14 protein-coding genes are annotated in these 15207 nt (G+C 65.5%); 6 read left to right on the top strand and 8 right to left on the bottom strand.

What is annotated here, in order from left to right:
- Positions 1 to 19: 19 nt before the first annotated feature.
- Both ACIGJE_RS35350 and ACIGJE_RS35345 read right to left on the bottom strand, forming a co-directional pair.
- Positions 20 to 1579: an ABC transporter substrate-binding protein gene (locus ACIGJE_RS35350; RefSeq protein ID WP_483681340.1), complete on the bottom strand. Its 1560-nt coding sequence runs from the start codon at positions 1577 to 1579 to the stop codon at positions 20 to 22.
- Between the two features lie 69 nt (positions 1580 to 1648).
- Entirely contained in the window at positions 1649 to 2842 is a 1194-nt protein-coding gene (locus tag ACIGJE_RS35345) for a C45 family autoproteolytic acyltransferase/hydrolase (RefSeq protein WP_415085085.1), read from the bottom strand.
- 121 nt (positions 2843 to 2963) lie between these two features.
- Here ACIGJE_RS35345 and ACIGJE_RS35340 point away from each other — a divergent pair, with 121 nt between their 5' ends.
- Together ACIGJE_RS35340 and ACIGJE_RS35335 are read left to right on the top strand one after the other, a co-directional pair.
- Entirely contained in the window at positions 2964 to 3863 is a 900-nt protein-coding gene (locus ACIGJE_RS35340) for a GntR family transcriptional regulator (RefSeq protein ID WP_483681338.1), read from the top strand.
- Positions 3864 to 3978: 115 nt separating this feature from the next.
- A complete protein-coding gene (locus ACIGJE_RS35335; RefSeq protein WP_483681336.1) occupies positions 3979 to 5973 on the top strand; it encodes a CocE/NonD family hydrolase in 1995 nt (664 codons plus the stop codon).
- A gap of 162 nt (positions 5974 to 6135) precedes the next feature.
- On the opposite strand, the gene ACIGJE_RS35330 is transcribed toward ACIGJE_RS35335, so the two are convergent.
- Both ACIGJE_RS35330 and gstA read right to left on the bottom strand, forming a co-directional pair.
- Complete coding sequence (locus tag ACIGJE_RS35330) at positions 6136 to 6843, bottom strand: glutathione S-transferase family protein (RefSeq protein WP_483681334.1); 708 nt, start codon at positions 6841 to 6843, stop codon at positions 6136 to 6138.
- Positions 6840 to 7466: a glutathione transferase GstA gene (gene gstA, locus ACIGJE_RS35325; RefSeq protein WP_483681332.1), complete on the bottom strand. Its 627-nt coding sequence runs from the start codon at positions 7464 to 7466 to the stop codon at positions 6840 to 6842. Before gstA ends, ACIGJE_RS35330 begins: the two co-directional genes overlap by 4 nt.
- 162 nt (positions 7467 to 7628) lie before the next feature.
- On the opposite strand from gstA, the gene ACIGJE_RS35320 reads away from it, so the two are divergent.
- The 3 genes from ACIGJE_RS35320 to ACIGJE_RS35310 all read left to right on the top strand — a co-directional run bounded on the left by ACIGJE_RS35320 (position 7629) and on the right by ACIGJE_RS35310 (position 9250).
- A complete protein-coding gene (locus ACIGJE_RS35320; protein ID WP_415085095.1) occupies positions 7629 to 8564 on the top strand; it encodes a LysR family transcriptional regulator in 936 nt (311 codons plus the stop codon).
- Positions 8565 to 8715: 151 nt separating this feature from the next.
- On the top strand, positions 8716 to 9006 hold the full coding sequence (locus ACIGJE_RS35315) for a type II toxin-antitoxin system ParD family antitoxin (RefSeq protein ID WP_415085097.1): 291 nt from the start codon (positions 8716 to 8718) through the stop codon (positions 9004 to 9006).
- Positions 8942 to 9250: a type II toxin-antitoxin system RelE/ParE family toxin gene (locus ACIGJE_RS35310; RefSeq protein ID WP_483681329.1), complete on the top strand. Its 309-nt coding sequence runs from the start codon at positions 8942 to 8944 to the stop codon at positions 9248 to 9250. Before ACIGJE_RS35315 ends, ACIGJE_RS35310 begins: the two co-directional genes overlap by 65 nt.
- 14 nt (positions 9251 to 9264) lie before the next feature.
- On the opposite strand, the gene ACIGJE_RS35305 is transcribed toward ACIGJE_RS35310, so the two are convergent.
- From ACIGJE_RS35305 to bla, 4 genes are all read right to left on the bottom strand, one after another.
- On the bottom strand, positions 9265 to 10923 hold the full coding sequence (locus ACIGJE_RS35305; protein WP_415085101.1) for a sensor histidine kinase: 1659 nt from the start codon (positions 10921 to 10923) through the stop codon (positions 9265 to 9267).
- Positions 10920 to 11624: a response regulator transcription factor gene (locus tag ACIGJE_RS35300; RefSeq protein WP_311932864.1), complete on the bottom strand. Its 705-nt coding sequence runs from the start codon at positions 11622 to 11624 to the stop codon at positions 10920 to 10922. The genes ACIGJE_RS35305 and ACIGJE_RS35300 overlap by 4 nt, the downstream gene beginning before the upstream one ends.
- A 17-nt stretch (positions 11625 to 11641) precedes the next feature.
- Positions 11642 to 13198: a DUF4153 domain-containing protein gene (locus ACIGJE_RS35295; protein WP_415085103.1), complete on the bottom strand. Its 1557-nt coding sequence runs from the start codon at positions 13196 to 13198 to the stop codon at positions 11642 to 11644.
- A gap of 120 nt (positions 13199 to 13318) precedes the next feature.
- Positions 13319 to 14203: a class A beta-lactamase gene (gene bla / locus ACIGJE_RS35290; protein WP_415085105.1), complete on the bottom strand. Its 885-nt coding sequence runs from the start codon at positions 14201 to 14203 to the stop codon at positions 13319 to 13321.
- Between the two features lie 98 nt (positions 14204 to 14301).
- Here bla and ACIGJE_RS35285 point away from each other — a divergent pair, with 98 nt between their 5' ends.
- Positions 14302 to 15189: a LysR family transcriptional regulator gene (locus tag ACIGJE_RS35285; RefSeq protein ID WP_415085107.1), complete on the top strand. Its 888-nt coding sequence runs from the start codon at positions 14302 to 14304 to the stop codon at positions 15187 to 15189.
- Positions 15190 to 15207: the final 18 nt, after the last annotated feature.

Below are 15207 nucleotides of genomic sequence, written 5' to 3'. Positions count from 1 at the left end.
GGGAGTGTCGAACGGGCTGCTATTTCAGCGTCACGCCCCATCCCCTGGGCTGGCTGAGCGACCAGACCTCGAAGCCCTCGACATTCGCGCGTGTCGCACCCTTGGCCGCGGGATTGTAGAGCGCGATCATCGGCACGTCGGTGCGGAACATCGCCTCCATCTGGTCGATCAGCGTCTGCCTCTGGGCCTTGTCAGCGATCTGCGTGCTCTGCTTGAGCAAAGCGAGGGCGGCAGGATTGTCCCAGACCTTGCGCGGCGCCTTGGCCTTGTCGCCGCTGACCATGTCGAAGGACAGGGACGGATCGAGCCGAGCCGAATAGGAGAAGGCCGCCGCCTGATAGTCACCCTTGGTGTAGTGGTCGAGCAGGGTCGCCCAATCGAGCACTTCGAGCTCGATCTTGATGCCGGCCTCCTCTGCCATCGCCTGCACCAGCACGGCCATGTCATAGAGATATTGATAGTGCTTGGAGGTCAGCATCCGGATCGGCTGGCCTTTGTAGCCGGCCTCTGCCAGCAGCTTCCTGGCGGCGTCGAGATCGCGCTCCGGCATCTTCGCCTCGGGTTCGCCGTAATAGGCCGAGCTGACCGGGATCAGCGAACGGTTGGGCTTGCCCTCGCCTTCGGTGACCGCCTGGACGAGCTGCGGCACGTCAAGCGAGAGGGCGAGCGCCTGCCGGATGCGCGGATCCGATAGCAGCGGATCCTTGACCTGGAACAGGATGGCATTGAGCTCCATGGTCGGCTTGCTCTGCACCTTCACATCCGCGTTCTCGCGCAGTTCGGCCATGTCGGAGACGGCGATATCGGGAATGACGTCGATGCCGCCCGAGAGCAGGGCCGCCTTGGCCGCGGAGGGATCGGGAATGATCATGAAGCGCACGCTAGCGACCTTGGGCATCTTGTTGCCGGCATAGCCATCGGGCTTGCCGGGCAAGGCTGCATAGGCCTCGTTGCGGGAAAGGTCGATATATTGGCCGGGCACCCAGGCTTCGAACTTGAACGGGCCGGTGCCGACCGGCTTGATCCACTTGCCGTCGGCGCCGACGGAGCTGCGCGCATAGATGCCGGTGCCGCCGCAATCGACCCGCGCCAGCGTGGTCAGGAACAGAGCCGAGGGTTCGGCCAAGGTGAAGCGCACCGTGAGCGGGTCGACGGCCTCGACGCCGGTGACCTTCATGCGCCCGCTACCGTCGAATTCCGGCAGGCAGCGCCAATTGTTCTGCGGCGCCATGTAGCGCTGCCAGTCGAACAGTACATCCGCGGCGGTCAGCGGCGTGCCGTCGTGGAAGGTGACGCCCTTGCGCAGCTTGAAGGTGTAGCTGCGGCCATCCGCCGAGGTATCGATGCTCTCCGCCAGCATGGGACCGACGGAGGCGTCCTCGCGAAAGGCGACCAGCCCCTCGAGCACGTTCATCACCACGGCGTCGGAATTGGCGTCTCGATTGATGCCGGGGTCGGTCGAACGGATATCGGCATTGAGCTGGATGCGCAGCACATCCTGCGACTGGGCCAGGGCGGGCCCCCCAGCCAGCAATCCCAAGGCGACCGCGCCGCAGGCAAGGGTCCGAAGGTTCGTCATGTCAGTTCCCCATGCGATTTATCGTCGGGATGGTCGGATGAACCGGGCGGTCTACGCCGCCTCGGCGTGTCAGGCGGCCTGCCTGGACAAGGTGCCGCTGCTCGGCACGTGGATGTTCATATCGAGGCGATAAGTTTCAAAGCTGCGATTGAGGGCCGGCAGCATCGCCACCTCCATCACGCCGAGCGCGGGCTCCATCGCGATCATGGCGACAGTCGCCGAGAGGTTGGTGGAGCCTTCGCGATGCGGCGGGCGGCAGACAGCCCAGGGCGTCTCGAAATCGTCGAAGAGCGCCGCCTTGACATGGTCCATGGTGACGGCGCCGAGATGGGGCTCGATCAGCGCCCTCACCCTCAGGTCGCGATAGAGTGAGTCCGGCGTGTCGGCGATGCCGCGATCGACCAGCTTGGACAGAGCGACCGGGCTCTGGAAATGGTTGGCGTGCACGATGAGGCCCGCCTGCGGCAGCACCTGGAAGGTCTCGTCGGGAGCGCATTCGAAGTCGATGGCGATGCCGTTGGCCTGGGCCACGATCATGTTGTTGGCCGCCGATTTCGGCGTGGCGTAGACGGCATGCATGGCGAGGGCCAGGCGCTTCTGTTCGAGGACCTTGCGCCGGATCAGGGCCAGCGGGACGCCGAGCTGGCGATAATCGCGATCCGTTTCCAGATAATTGGCGGTGATGGAGATGCCGGCTGAATTGAAGCCGCTGCGCGCAAGCCCGCCCGCCTCGGTGAAGGTAAGAATGTCGGGACCGTCCTCGCTGCGGATCTTCAGGACGATAGCGGTCTCGGCGCATTCGGCCTTCCAATCCCAGTTCTGGGCATGGAGGAGGCGGCCCGAGGCGGTCGACTGCGGCAGGACGACGGCGCCGGTGCAGCCGTCTGCTTCGAGCGGCGCGACAATGCCGTTCTCGCGCATTTCGGCAAGCTTGAGAATTTCGGTGCGGGCATTCAGCAGCACGATGGCCGCGTAGGGCAGCCCTGCCCCCTCGGCGATGCCGCGCATTTCATCGATATAGGCCGGGGCGAAATCGCGGATGGTCGGCTCGAAGCGCGAGACCAGCCCCTCCACCTCGTGCCAGGGCAGCCTGGCCGCCTCCAACTGGGCCGAATAATGCTCGATGCCGTGCCGGATGCGTGCGGCGGCCTGCTCGCCATATTGCCGGCCTCGCTCCCGCGGAGCACCGGCAACCTCGATCAGGGGAAGCGGCAGAACCCGCGGCTGATAGGACGCCGCGCCGTCAGCGTTTCGCGAACTCATTTTCCACCGTCTCCCACTTTGCATGTGCCTGTGATGAAGGCCGAGCCTTCATTGTCGCAGCGGGACCTGATACATCAGAACTGAACAGGTCCACGCATCATGAATTGTATTTTGTGATTACATGAAACAATCTGAGTTGGATGTCAAGGAACCGTCGACCCGTCTGCGGCAAGATCTGCTCGACCGCATCGTGCGCCTGATCCACGACGAGGCGATGCAGCCGGGGGCGCGGCTGAACGAGAACCGCCTCGCCCAGGAGCTCGGTGTCTCCCGCACGCCGATCCGGGCCGCCCTCGACCAGCTCGCCGCAGGAGGCTTCGTGGGTCGCCGGCCCAACCGGGGCGTCGAGCTCATCGCCCTGCCGCCGCAGCCGGCACCTCCCCCCTCGCGCAGTACCGACCTCGACGATGAATTGCTGGTGCGCATCGCCCACGACCATGAACGCCAGAGCCTGCCGCTCGACATTTCGGAAGCCGAGCTGATGAAACGCTACGGCGTCAGCCGCCAGCGCGTGCGGGACGCCCTCGCCCGGCTCGAGGAACTCGACATCGTCGAGCGCAAAGCCGGCTATGGCTGGCATTTCGCCGATCTTCTACGGGATGACGGCGCCAATCAGGAAAGCTATCGTTTCCGCATGCTGGTGGAGCCGGCCGCCATCCTCGAGCCCGGCTTCAAGCTGAGACCTGGATGGGCCGAAGACATGCGCGAACGCCATGCCGCCGCCCTCGCCGCTGCCCGGGCGGGCCAGTGGAGCGCTTCGGCCAGCATCGCCTTTTTCGAAACCAACGCGGCCTTCCACGAAGGCATCGGCGCCGCATCCGGCAACCGCTACCTCGCTCATGCGGTCCGGCGCCAGTCGCGGCTGCGGCGCCTGTCGAACTATGACTGGACCTATGGCCGGGATCGCGTAGAAATTTCATGCCGCGAGCATATGGAGATACTCGACCGGCTGGAGGCCGCCGATTTCGAGGTCGCCGCCGCGCTGCTGCGCCGCCATCTCCTCAATGCCAGCCTGGTCTAGAAACATCCCGGGCACTTTGTGTCTTTCGTGATGATCAAAGTCACAAAATGCCCGTGGTCGCCCTGCGTTCCCCGACCGTGCTATGAGAAACGGTCCAGCCAATCCAGAGTGAAGCATGCCCAATCCCGTCCGCATCATCGAACATCTGACGATCGCCATGCCCGACGGTGTCAAGCTGGCGGCGCGCCTGTGGCTGCCGGAAGGAGCGGAGACGAAGCCTGTTCCCGCCATCCTGGAATATATCCCCTATCGCAAGCGGGACGGCACGCGTTCGCGCGACGAAGCGATGCATGGCTGGTTCGCAGCGCATGGCTACGCGGCCATCCGGGTCGACATGCGTGGTTCGGGCGACAGCGAGGGCCTGCTCGACGACGAATATCTGCCGCTGGAGCAGGAGGATGCCTGCGCTGTCATCGCCTGGATCGCACAGCAATCCTGGTGCGACGGCAAGGTCGGCATGATCGGCAAGAGCTGGGGCGGCTTCAACGCCCTGCAGGTGGCTGCCCGCCGGCCACCGGCCCTGAAGGCGGTGATCAGCGTATGCTCCACCGATGACCGCTATGCCGACGACGTGCATTTCATGGGCGGCGCCCTGCTGGCGGACAATCTGTGGTGGGGCTCGGCGATGATGGCCTGGCAAGCCTTGCCGCCCACGCCCTCGCTCCATGGCGAGGGCTGGCGCGAAGCGTGGGAGCAGCGCCTCGACCACCTACCCTTCTTTCCGGCGATCTGGGCCAGCGAACAGCATCGCAACGCCTATTGGCAACAGGGCTCGGTCTGCGAGGACTGGTCCGCCATCGCGATACCCGTCTTCGCAGTCGGCGGCTGGGCGGATGCCTATTCCAATGCGATACCCCGCCTGCTCGAACACCTGCCGGGCCCGCGCCTCGGCCTGATCGGCCCTTGGGCCCATCACTACCCGCATCAGGGTCTGCCCGGCCCCGCCATCGGCTTCCTGGAGGAAGCCCTGCGCTGGTGGGATCACTGGCTCAGGGGGCTGGACAACGGCATCATGAACGAACCGATGCTGCGGGCCTATATGCAGGAACGCGGCACCTCGGACGAGGGCCGCAACGGCCGCTGGATCGGCGAGGCGTCCTGGCCCTCGCGCCTGATCACCCGGCGGCCGATGTTCCTCTCGCCCGGCCAGCTCTGGTGGCGACCGGCACCCGCCGCGGAGCTTGCCATCCGCTCGCCGCTCTGGTGCGGCGCCGGCGGCGGCGAATGGATGAGTTCCGGCCTGCCGGGCGAAGCGCCCGCCGACCAGCGCCTCGATGACGGCCTGTCCCTCGTCTTCGATTCCAAGGAGCTCGCCGACCGCACCGAGATCCTCGGCGCGCCGGAGCTGGTGCTGGAAGTCGCTTCCGACCAGCCCACGGCGCAGATTCATGTACGGCTCTGTGACGTCGCGCCCGACGGTTCCTCCGAGCGCGTCTCCTACGCCATCCTCAACCTCACCCATCGGGATGGCCACGCCGAACCCAGGCCCCTGACGCCCGGCGTGTTCGAGACCGTTCGCATCAAGCTCAACGACTGCGCCCATGCCTTCGTGGCCGGCAACCGCGTTCGCCTGTCGATCTCGACTTCGGCCTGGCCCATGGCCTGGCCCGCGCGCGCGCAGGCGACGCTGACGGTTCGCACCGGCGAGGCAGCCCTGATCCTGCCGGTGCGCCGGCCGCGGCGCGAGGATGCCACCCTCGCCTTCCCGCCCGTCAGCATGGCCGAAGCCGGCCCGGTCCATACCAGCCGCGCGCCCCACGCCGAGCGCAAATTCAGCCTCGACCTCATCGAAGGCACCGCCCATCTCGTCGTCGACGGCGATGCCTTCGGCTCGGCGCCGATGCGTTTTGAGGAAATCGCCACCGATTTCGCCCATAGACTGCGCCGGGAATTCTCGATCCGCGACGGCGAGCCGCATAGCGCCTGCCAGACGGTGACGCATCATTGCACGCTCACCTGCGACGGCATCGAATTCCGCATCGAGGCCGAAGCCCGCATGATCGCCGATGACGAGAATTTCGAGATCAGCGCTCGGATCCGCGCTCTGCAGGACTGGGTCGAGATCGCCGATCGCAGCTTCCACGAGGTAATCCCGCGCCGGCTGGTGTGAGCAAGCGGGGCGCAGCGGTGTTTTCCAATTTCGCCAGGCTGATGGCTCTGTCATCCCGGCGAGGCCGGAGGCCGAGGGAAGGGGATCCAGGAGCCATAGATCGCGTTCAGAGCCCCTGGATCCCCTTCCCCTCGCTACGCTCGGCCGGGGATGACAGACCCTTTATCGCTCGCTCCACGCTGCCTGTTTCAGCAGGAAGGCATCGTGCCGGACGAGAAAGTCGCGCAGCCGATCGGGATAGTCGGGCTCGACCGCCGCGCGCACGCTGGGGCGGACCGAGAGCGCCTGGCGCCAGGCCTGGACTCGCGGCAGCGCCGCGAAAACGGCGGTATCGGCAAGCGTGTCGAAGAGGTCGAAATAGCGGAAGATCGGCGCAAACACGGCGTCGACCAGGCTGAAGGCGTCGCCGGCGAAATAGGGGCCGTTGCCGAGCACATCCTCCACGCGGGCGAACTTGTCCGCGATCCTGGCACGTGCGCGCTCGTAGCCCACCGCGTCGGTGGCCGTCTCCAGGCCCCAGAGATCGGCGAGGATGGAGGAGCCGAATTCCATCCATCCCCGATGCCGGGCGCGCTCCAGCGGATCGTCGGGATGCAGCTTCGGCCCCTCCACGCTCTCCTCGACGAATTCGCAGATGACGCTGCTCTCGAACAGTACGGCCTGAGGCGCCCCCGCCGGCTCCACCAGCAGCAACGGCACCTTGCCGAGCGGCGACAGGGCCGTGAACCACTCAGGCTTGGCGGCAAGATCGATGACGCGCCGCTGGAACGGCGCTCCCTTCTCCATCATCGCGATCACTGCGCGCTGCACATAGGGGCAGAGATGATGGCTGACGAGCGTCAGCCTGGCGGGACGGAACTCGCTGCTCATGCCGCCACCCTCATGCCTTCTGCCTGCATGGCGGCCTGCACGGCCGGACGCGCGCCGACACGCGCCATGAAGGCACGAATCACCGGGAAGGGTGCAAGGTCCACCTTGGTGTAGGGCGACCAGCCGACGATGGTGAAGAGATAGGCGTCCGCAGCGGTGAAGGTCTCGCCCAGGAGAAATGGACTGCGCTCAGCCAGATGGCGCTCGACGGTGGCGAGGCGCTCGGCGATCTTGGTGCGGGCGACATCCTGGGCTTGCGTGCCATATTCGGGATGGAACAGCCACGGGCTATACATCTTGTGGAGTTCCGAGGCGATGAAGTTCAGCCAGGACTGCAGCCGGGTACGCTCGACCGTGCCGGCGGCCGGGGCCAGGCCGCTTTCGGGCTTGAGATCGGCGAGATATTGGCTGATCGCCGCGCCTTCGGTCAGGACCGAGCCATCATCGAGTTCGAGCGCGGGCACATAATGGTTGGGATTGACGCTGGTGTAATCCACCCCCCGTTCGGTGACATGCGGCGTCTTGCGCAGGTCGACGCGTTCGAGCTCGAGCCCGATGCCGGCCTCCTTCGCCACGATATGGGGAGAGAGCGAGCAGGTACCGGTGGCGTAATAGAGTTTCATGTTCCATTTCCCTTCAGTTTGACACGACCGCCCCGCCGGTATCCGGCAGGTCTGCGGTTTGTTCGACGCAAAGGTTAGGGCAATGCACGTACGCATGGCCAATTGGGATTGCACCAGTGGCGCTTGCGTGACTGCAAGCCGTCGCAATGCTATGAAGAAGCCATGGACGACTGGAACGAATTGCGTCTGGTGCTGGCAATCCAGCGCGCGGGCAGCCTCACGGCAGCGGCGAAGGCCCTGACGATCGATCACTCGACAGCCTTCCGGCGCCTCAACGCCCTGGAAGCACGTCTGGATCTGCGCCTGTTCGAGCGACTGCCCGGTGGCCTCTACCAGGCGACGGCCGCCGGCGAGCGCATGGCTGTCGCCGCCGAACGCATGGAGGACGAAGCGCTGGCGCTCGACCGCGACATCACCGGCCGCGACCATCGCCTCTCGGGCCGGCTGCGCGTCACGTCCTCCGAAACGCTTGCTTATAGCCGCCTGACACAGCACCTCGCCGCCTTCCGCAAGGTCCATCCGGGCATCGTGGTCGAGCTTGCCATCGACAACCGTGTGCTCAGCCTGTCGCGCCGCGAGGCGGACATCGCCTTCCGGCCGGTGCGACCGAGGGAAGGCGATCTATGGGGCAGGAAGCTCGCCGGCATGGCCTGGACCTTCTATGGTTCGCCCGCCATCGTTGCGACGAATGGCGGCCTGGCCATTGCCGCGGCCGATCTCGCCGGCCGGACCTTTGTCGGCTGGCAGGAAGGGACGGCAGGAATCCGTGCGGCCGATTGGCTGGCGCAACACCTGCCAACCGACGCCATTGCCTATCGCTCGAACAGCCTAGTCAACCAGGCCGTCGCTGCCAAGGCCGGGCTCGGTCTTGCTTTGCTGCCCTGCTATCTCGGTGACGGCGACCCCGGCCTCGCCCGTGCCCTTGCCGAACCAATGCCCGAACTAACGGGCGAATTGTGGATCGTCACCCATGGCGACCTCAAGAACACCGCCCGTATCCGCGCCTTCTTCGATCTGGTCGGCAACGGCCTCGCCGCGGAGAGGCGATTGTTCGAGGGGCATGGCGTCCCGGACGGGCAGGTACCGGTCAGGTCATGAAAAGATAAAAGCGCGTACGCAAACCTGTGCTGACCGAACCCGAAATGCAGCTCGTCCGATCTTGGGCCTCAAATGTCTTGCGCTAAAACGCGATCGGCATGGTCCTGTACCAGAAAATAATATATATTGGTATCGATTTGGAGATATGGACATGGCCCGCAATACCTCTGTCTCCCTAGGAGATCACTTCGCGGCCTTTATCGACGAACAGGTCGACACTGGGCGTTACGGGTCGGCGAGTGATGTCGTACGGGCAGGCCTTCGCCTGCTGGAAGAGCAGGAAGTGCGATTTCAGGCACTGCGCGATGCCCTGATCGCCGGCGAGGAGTCCGGGCCTCCCAAACCATTCGACGGTCAAGCCTTCCTCAAAAGGTTGCATGACAAGCATGCCGGAGAGAAGCAGCCGCTATCGTCTCACGCCACTCGCCGAAAGCGATCTTGAGGAAATCTGGCTTCTATACACTGCGAACATGGTCCCGCGAGCAAGCCGACAGCTATTTCCGTACACTCTTGGCAACCTTCGAAGGGCTCGCGGTCGGGACAAAACCGGCCGCCCGGTCGAGATCCGGGAAGGCTATCTCAAATATAATGTCGGCTCACACATCGTATTCTATCGCCGCGCGGGGCAAACCACCGACATTATCCGCATATTGCACCAGCGCATGGATATCGGCCGGCATCTCTAGAAGAATTCCGACATTCAACCCAGATCACTCATCCCATTCCGCTGCAAACGCAGGCGAAAGCAGGCACCAGGGCCCTCGTCGACATAATCGATGCTGGCACCGCTATTGGCGAGCAGGGAGCGGGCGATCGGCAGGCCGAGGCCGGTGCCGCCATTGGCGCGCTTGGTGGTGAAGAAAGGTTCGAACAGGCGGGTACGATCATGGGAGGGAATGCCCGGCCCATCATCGGCGACCCGAAGATCGAGATATCCATCTCCGGCCGTCTTGGCCGAAATCATCACCCTGGATGCCCCGGCCTGGCGACTGTTTTCGACCAGGGTGGTCAAAACCGCTTCCAGGACGTCGGCGGGGACACGCACGGTGGGTAGCCCGATATCGATGATGACCTCGACCTTGAAGTCGTCGTCGGAGCCGGCATCGGCGATGCGCCGCACGGGATCGGCCAGGGGCGTGGACACGGCCTCGCTCTCATCCGCCATGTCGGCACGGGCGAGCTCGAGCAACCGTGCCACCAGGCGCGACAAGCGCTCGGCGTCGTCCTCTGCATTGGCGATGAAGCGCCGGCGCTCCTCGGCGCTCATGGTGTCGCCATGTTCGTCGAGCAGCTCGAGCGCCCCGCGTATGCCGGTCAGCGGCGTCTTGAACTCGTGACTCATCGCGGCGGCGAAATCGCGCAGATAGCGCGAGCGCAGGTCGATGGCCACGGCCATGCGCCGGAAATTGTCGAAAAGCGCCCGGATCTCGATGGTAGCGGTTGCCGGCGTCGGGGGGACCTCGCTGCCGCCACGGCCGAGGTGGCGGCCGACCTCCGCACTCGCCAGCGTCAATTGTTCGATCGGCTTGGCGATGGCCCTGGACAGCAGGCCGGCCAGGCCGATGATCACGGCGAGGATGATGCCGAAACCAAGCGCAATCTTGCCGAGATCGTCATAAATCCCGCGGAACAGGGCGCGAGGCGAGCGGGACAGCAGGAGGACACCGACAGTGCGCTCCCCCAGCTTGATCGGCCGGGCATAATGCACGCGGATGGCCGAGGCACGGCTGAAGACCTCGAAGGCATAGCGCGGCACATAATCTCCGCGCCGCCGCAGGACCGATTGCGAGCGCCCCGCGATGGCCGACTGGACTTCCGGCAGGAAGGCATAGCTCTGGCCCTGAAGTGGCCCGTCGGAGAGCACCGTGCCCCTGGCGTCGAGGATCAGCGCACTCGCAAGCGTGGTGCGCCGGCTCTGCTCGATCAGCGGCGTGATTGCCTTGGCGGTGAGCAGCGCCTCCGCATCCGGCGCCTGCGACGCAGCGATGGGCTGGGGGCGCTGGGACAGGATCGGCATCGTGTTGAGATCGATCGTCAGCTGCTCCGGCGTGAAATAGGGCTCGGCTGACGGATCGTCCCGCCGATAGGAGTCGTTCGGATCGTTCTCCGTCGGGGGCGGTACCGGCAGCGGCTTTGGGCCGGGCCAGGCGAGATCGAAGGCTGCATCGTAGACCGCAGCCTGGGCGATCAGCTCCGCCTCGGTCTGGCGCACCAGGACGTTTTCGTAGACCCTGAGGAAGATGGCACCGATGCCCGGCATCAGGGCGGTGAACAGCAGCACCCCGATCAGGATCGAGCGCAGGCGCAGCGCCGGCCAGCGCGCCTTGATGGCGTCCTTCAGCCGGCTGAGCAGGATCACGCCGCCTTGCCCGCGCAGGCGCCGATGCGATAGCCGATGCCCGCCCGGGTCTCGATCACGTCCTCGGCCCCCACGACCGAGAATTTCTGGCGGATATGGCGAATATGGCTGTCGATGGTACGGTCGGTGATGGCAAAGCCCGGCCCGTGCAGGCGATCGATGATCTCGTCGCGGGAAAACACCTTGGACGGTGTCGCGGCCAGGATCTGCAGGAGCTGGAACTCCTTGGCCGTGAGACCGACCGGCTCCCCGGCCCATTGCGTCTGCCAGCCCTCGGGGTCGAGGTTGAGCAGGCCGCGCGCCAGCACCGATGCCGGTACGGCCTGGGCCGGCCTGGCGCCCACCCGCTTGAGGATGGCACCGACACGCGCCACCACTTCGCGCGGTGAAAAGGGTTTCACCACATAATCGTCAGCGCCCATTTCCAGGCCGAGCACCCGGTCGATCTCGTCATCCCGGGAAGACAGGAACAGCACCGGCAGTTCGCTCTGCGCCCGCAGCCGGCGGCAGACCTCGAGGCCATCCATGCGCGGCATGTTGATGTCGAGGATGGCAAGGTCCGGCTTGAGGGAGAGAGCCTTGGCCAGGCCCTCCTCCCCGTCACCGGCCTGGTGTGTGGTCATGCCGGCCTTGGCAAGGGCGAAGGCCAGCAATTCGCGGATATGCGGATCGTCATCGACGATGAGAATGGTGCGGGACATGAGCGATGAATGTCATTTCAAGGGGAAGGTGTCAAAGCGGGGTTCGGCGGCGCCGGATCGGGTAAGGGTCCCGCCTGCTGCAGCCGCCAGGCGCCGGCCAGCGTCCACCGGCGCCAGTCCACCTGCTGCGCCTCCAGCCTGGTCTGCACCACCTGCCTCAGTCCGCGCAGTTCGGCAAGATCGCGGCTCTGCGCCGTATCGGTTGCCATGCTGGCATCCTTGAGCGCCAGCAGCGTGCCCGTGCCGCCGAGGCTCCCCACATAAAATGTGTCTCTCCGCTCGAAGGTTTGCGGCGATCCCTGCCGTTCGAGATTCCAGCGGGCGATCACCCCCTCGAAATTGACGAAGCAGCAGACGCCGAGCACGCTGGCCAGGCACAAGGCGTTGGCATTGATTAGCCACACGCCATCGCGCCGGCGGGCGATACGCCATGAGATCAGCGCCAATCCCGTCAACACCAGGAAGAGGAAGATCAAGGCCGTGATACGCAGATAGGTCAGCGAATAGGCCTCGATATAGGCGACGATGCGCAGCATGGTGGAGGCCACCAGCAGCATGGTCTGGCCGATCCACAGATAGACCAGCAGGCGCACGCTCGCCTTGCCCGCCAATGGCGAGCCCGTACGCAGGCAGACCAGCACGAAGCCCGCCGCCAGGAAGGCCGCAAGAACCAGGGCTTGCGTGCCGCGATGGGCATATTGAGAAAAGGTCACGCCTTCGGGAAGCTTGGCGCCGCTCCACAGAAAGGCGATGTCCGAGGCATTCTGGAGGGCGAACACCAGGTTGAAGGCAGCAAGCGCGATCACCACCGGCGCCATCCCGGGCCAGGAAGGCAGGACCGGCAGCGGCGCGCGCGTGGAGGCACCGGCAAAGGGGCGCAGGCGCAGCGGCCTGAAGCTCGCCCATAGCGCAACCACGCTCGCCAGGACGAACAGACCATGCCAGAACAGGCCTGTACCTCCGCTCTGCAGGGCGAGCGCATCCCAAAAGGCAGCGAGACCAAGGCCGATCAGGGGATTGGCGTTGGAGAACAAGAGCAGGAAAAGAACCGAGCCGAGGCTGGCCACGAGCAGTCCCCCCGCGATCCCGCCAAGAGCGAAGCCTCCTCGCCACCGCATGATCCGAACCAGCCGGCCTGCATCGAGCAGGGCCGCCATCGGGCTGAGAACCCCATAAAGGGGCAGGCGCACGGCCCAGGCCAGCGCATTGCCGAACTCGCCATGGCGCGGCATCAACAGCGCCAGCGCCAATCCCGTCAGGAAGAGCAGGCCGGCCAGCAGGCTAGGCTCGACGATCAAGGCAAAACCCGCCAGGCTGGCGCCGATCACCGCGAAGCGACTGGCTCGGCTGCGGCGCATCAGGCTGTCGCAGGCCAGCAGCGCTCCAAGCCAGGCAAAAGCCAGGAAGCCGATGATGCTGCCCACCTGCGGCAGGGCTTGCCCGGCCGACAGGACGAAGTCGGCCAGGACGGCCAGCACCGTGATGGCCAGGACCTTGAGAACGAAGCTCGGTCGAAGGGGCGAGTGGTTGCGGGCCGGCAGGGTCTGGCCCGGCGAGACGGATGCGATCGGCATGGGTTCCTCCATGGCCTCCATCCTGCTGCGCCGGTGTTCAGCCGTCATACAGCATTCGTGGCGGCACGGTGGGCTCCTCGTGCAGAAATCGTGCAGGGACCCACTGCGCCCTTCCCGCGCTCACGCGGGCAAATGCTCCACCACGGCCTTGGCCACGGCAGCCAGGGCGGCATTGCGGCGGTCGGCCGCCGCAATCGTGCCGGTCAGATAGGCAGCAATGAGAAGGGGCGGACGACCGGGCGGCCAGGCAATGGCGACATCATTGGTCGAACCGCGCTCGCCGGTTCCTGTCTTGTCACCGAAGGCCCATCCTGCGGGCAACCCGACCCGCAGGCGGGTATCACCGGTTCGGCTGGCCTTCAGCCAGGCCGTGAGCTGGCTGCGCGAGGATGGCGACAGCGCCTCTCCGACCAGCAGGCGCTGGAGGTCCGCCAGCATGGCTGCGGGGCTGGTGGTATCGCGCAGATCACCCGGCAGCGATTCGTTGAGCTCCACCTCCCAGCGGTCGAGACGGCTGACCGGGTCACCGATCGAGCGCAGATAACGGGTCAATCCGGCCGGTCCATCGACGGCTTCCAGCAGGAGATTGCCGGCCAGGTTGTCGCTCACGGTGATCGCAGCCTCGCAGAGCTCCGCCAGGGTCAGATGGCCGCCGGCATGCCTGGCCGTTATCGGCGAATTGGGCAGCAGCCTCGCGGCCCCGATCGGGACCGGACGGGACAGTTGTTCATGCCCCTGGTCGACCCGAGCGAGCACCGCAGCGGCAACCAGCAGCTTGAAGGTGCTGCAGAGCGGGAAGAGCTCGTCCGGTCGATAAGCCAGCCTCATGCGCGATTTGAGATCGAGAGCGGCAACGCCCAGGCGTCCGCCCACCTCGCCTTCGATCCGCCTGATTGCCGCTGCGAAATCCGTCGAGGCTCGCGATTCGGCCACTGGAAACGCGACGCCGAATGGCAGCAAGAACAGGGCTGCACTTGCTCCAACCATGAAATTCCGTCTGGTCATACCAACTCCTTACACCGTTCGATGTCAGGGTGGCTGCGGTCTGAGCGGAGGGCAAACGATGATAAATCGCCTCAGACCTGAGAAAAATTTGGGGATCCATGATCCGTTCGCATCTGCCTCTCAATGCCCTGCGCGCCTTCGAGGCGGCGGCGCGTCATCTCAGCTTCACCGGCGCCGGGCTCGAATTGAGGGTGACCCAGACTGCCGTGAGCCACCAGGTGAAGAACCTGGAGGAGATCCTGGGCGTGCGCCTGTTCCGCCGCCTGCCGCGCGGCCTCGCCCTCACCGAGGAAGGCCAGGCGCTCGTCCCTGTCCTCAACGAAGCGTTCGGGCGCATCGGCGCCACGCTCGACCGCTTCGAGAAAGGCCATTTCCGCGACGTGGTGACGGTCGGCGTGGTCGGTACTTTCGCCGCCGGCTGGCTGCTGCCGCGCCTGCGGTCCTTTGGCGAGGCGCATCCTTTCATCGACCTGCGCATTCTGACCAACAACAACCGCATCAATCTGGCCGGCGACGGCCTCGACTATGCCATCCGCTTCGGTGACGGCTTGTGGCATGGCACCGAGGCGACGCTTCTGATGCCTGCCCCGCTCTCGCCCGTCTGTGCGCCGGCCACGGCCGAACGGTTGCGCCGGCCGGCGGATCTCGCCGGTGAAGTGCTTCTGCGATCCTATCGCGAGGATGAATGGCAATTGTGGTTCGCCGCAGTAGGATCCAGCGGCCCCGCCACCCATGCCGTCGTCTTCGATTCCTCGGTCACCATGGCCGAGGCCATCGCCCAAGGCATCGGCGTCGGCCTGTTGCCGACAGCGATGTTCTCGAGCGCCTTGGCCAGCGGCCGGCTGATACGCCCCTTCGAGACCGAGGTTCACGCCGGTTCATACTGGCTGACTCATCTCAAATCACGCCAGCCTTCGCCCGCGATGCTGGCGTTCCGAGCCTGGCTCCTGGCAGGCTGCCAGACGCAAACGACCTTGCCCGCGTGACTTCGAAAAAGCCCCCTC

The sequence above is a fragment of the Labrys sp. E2SS-1L genome (assembly GCF_057073705.1).
The sequence above is the reverse complement of the archived record's forward strand: the minus strand, read 5'-3'. Positions and strand labels throughout refer to the sequence as shown.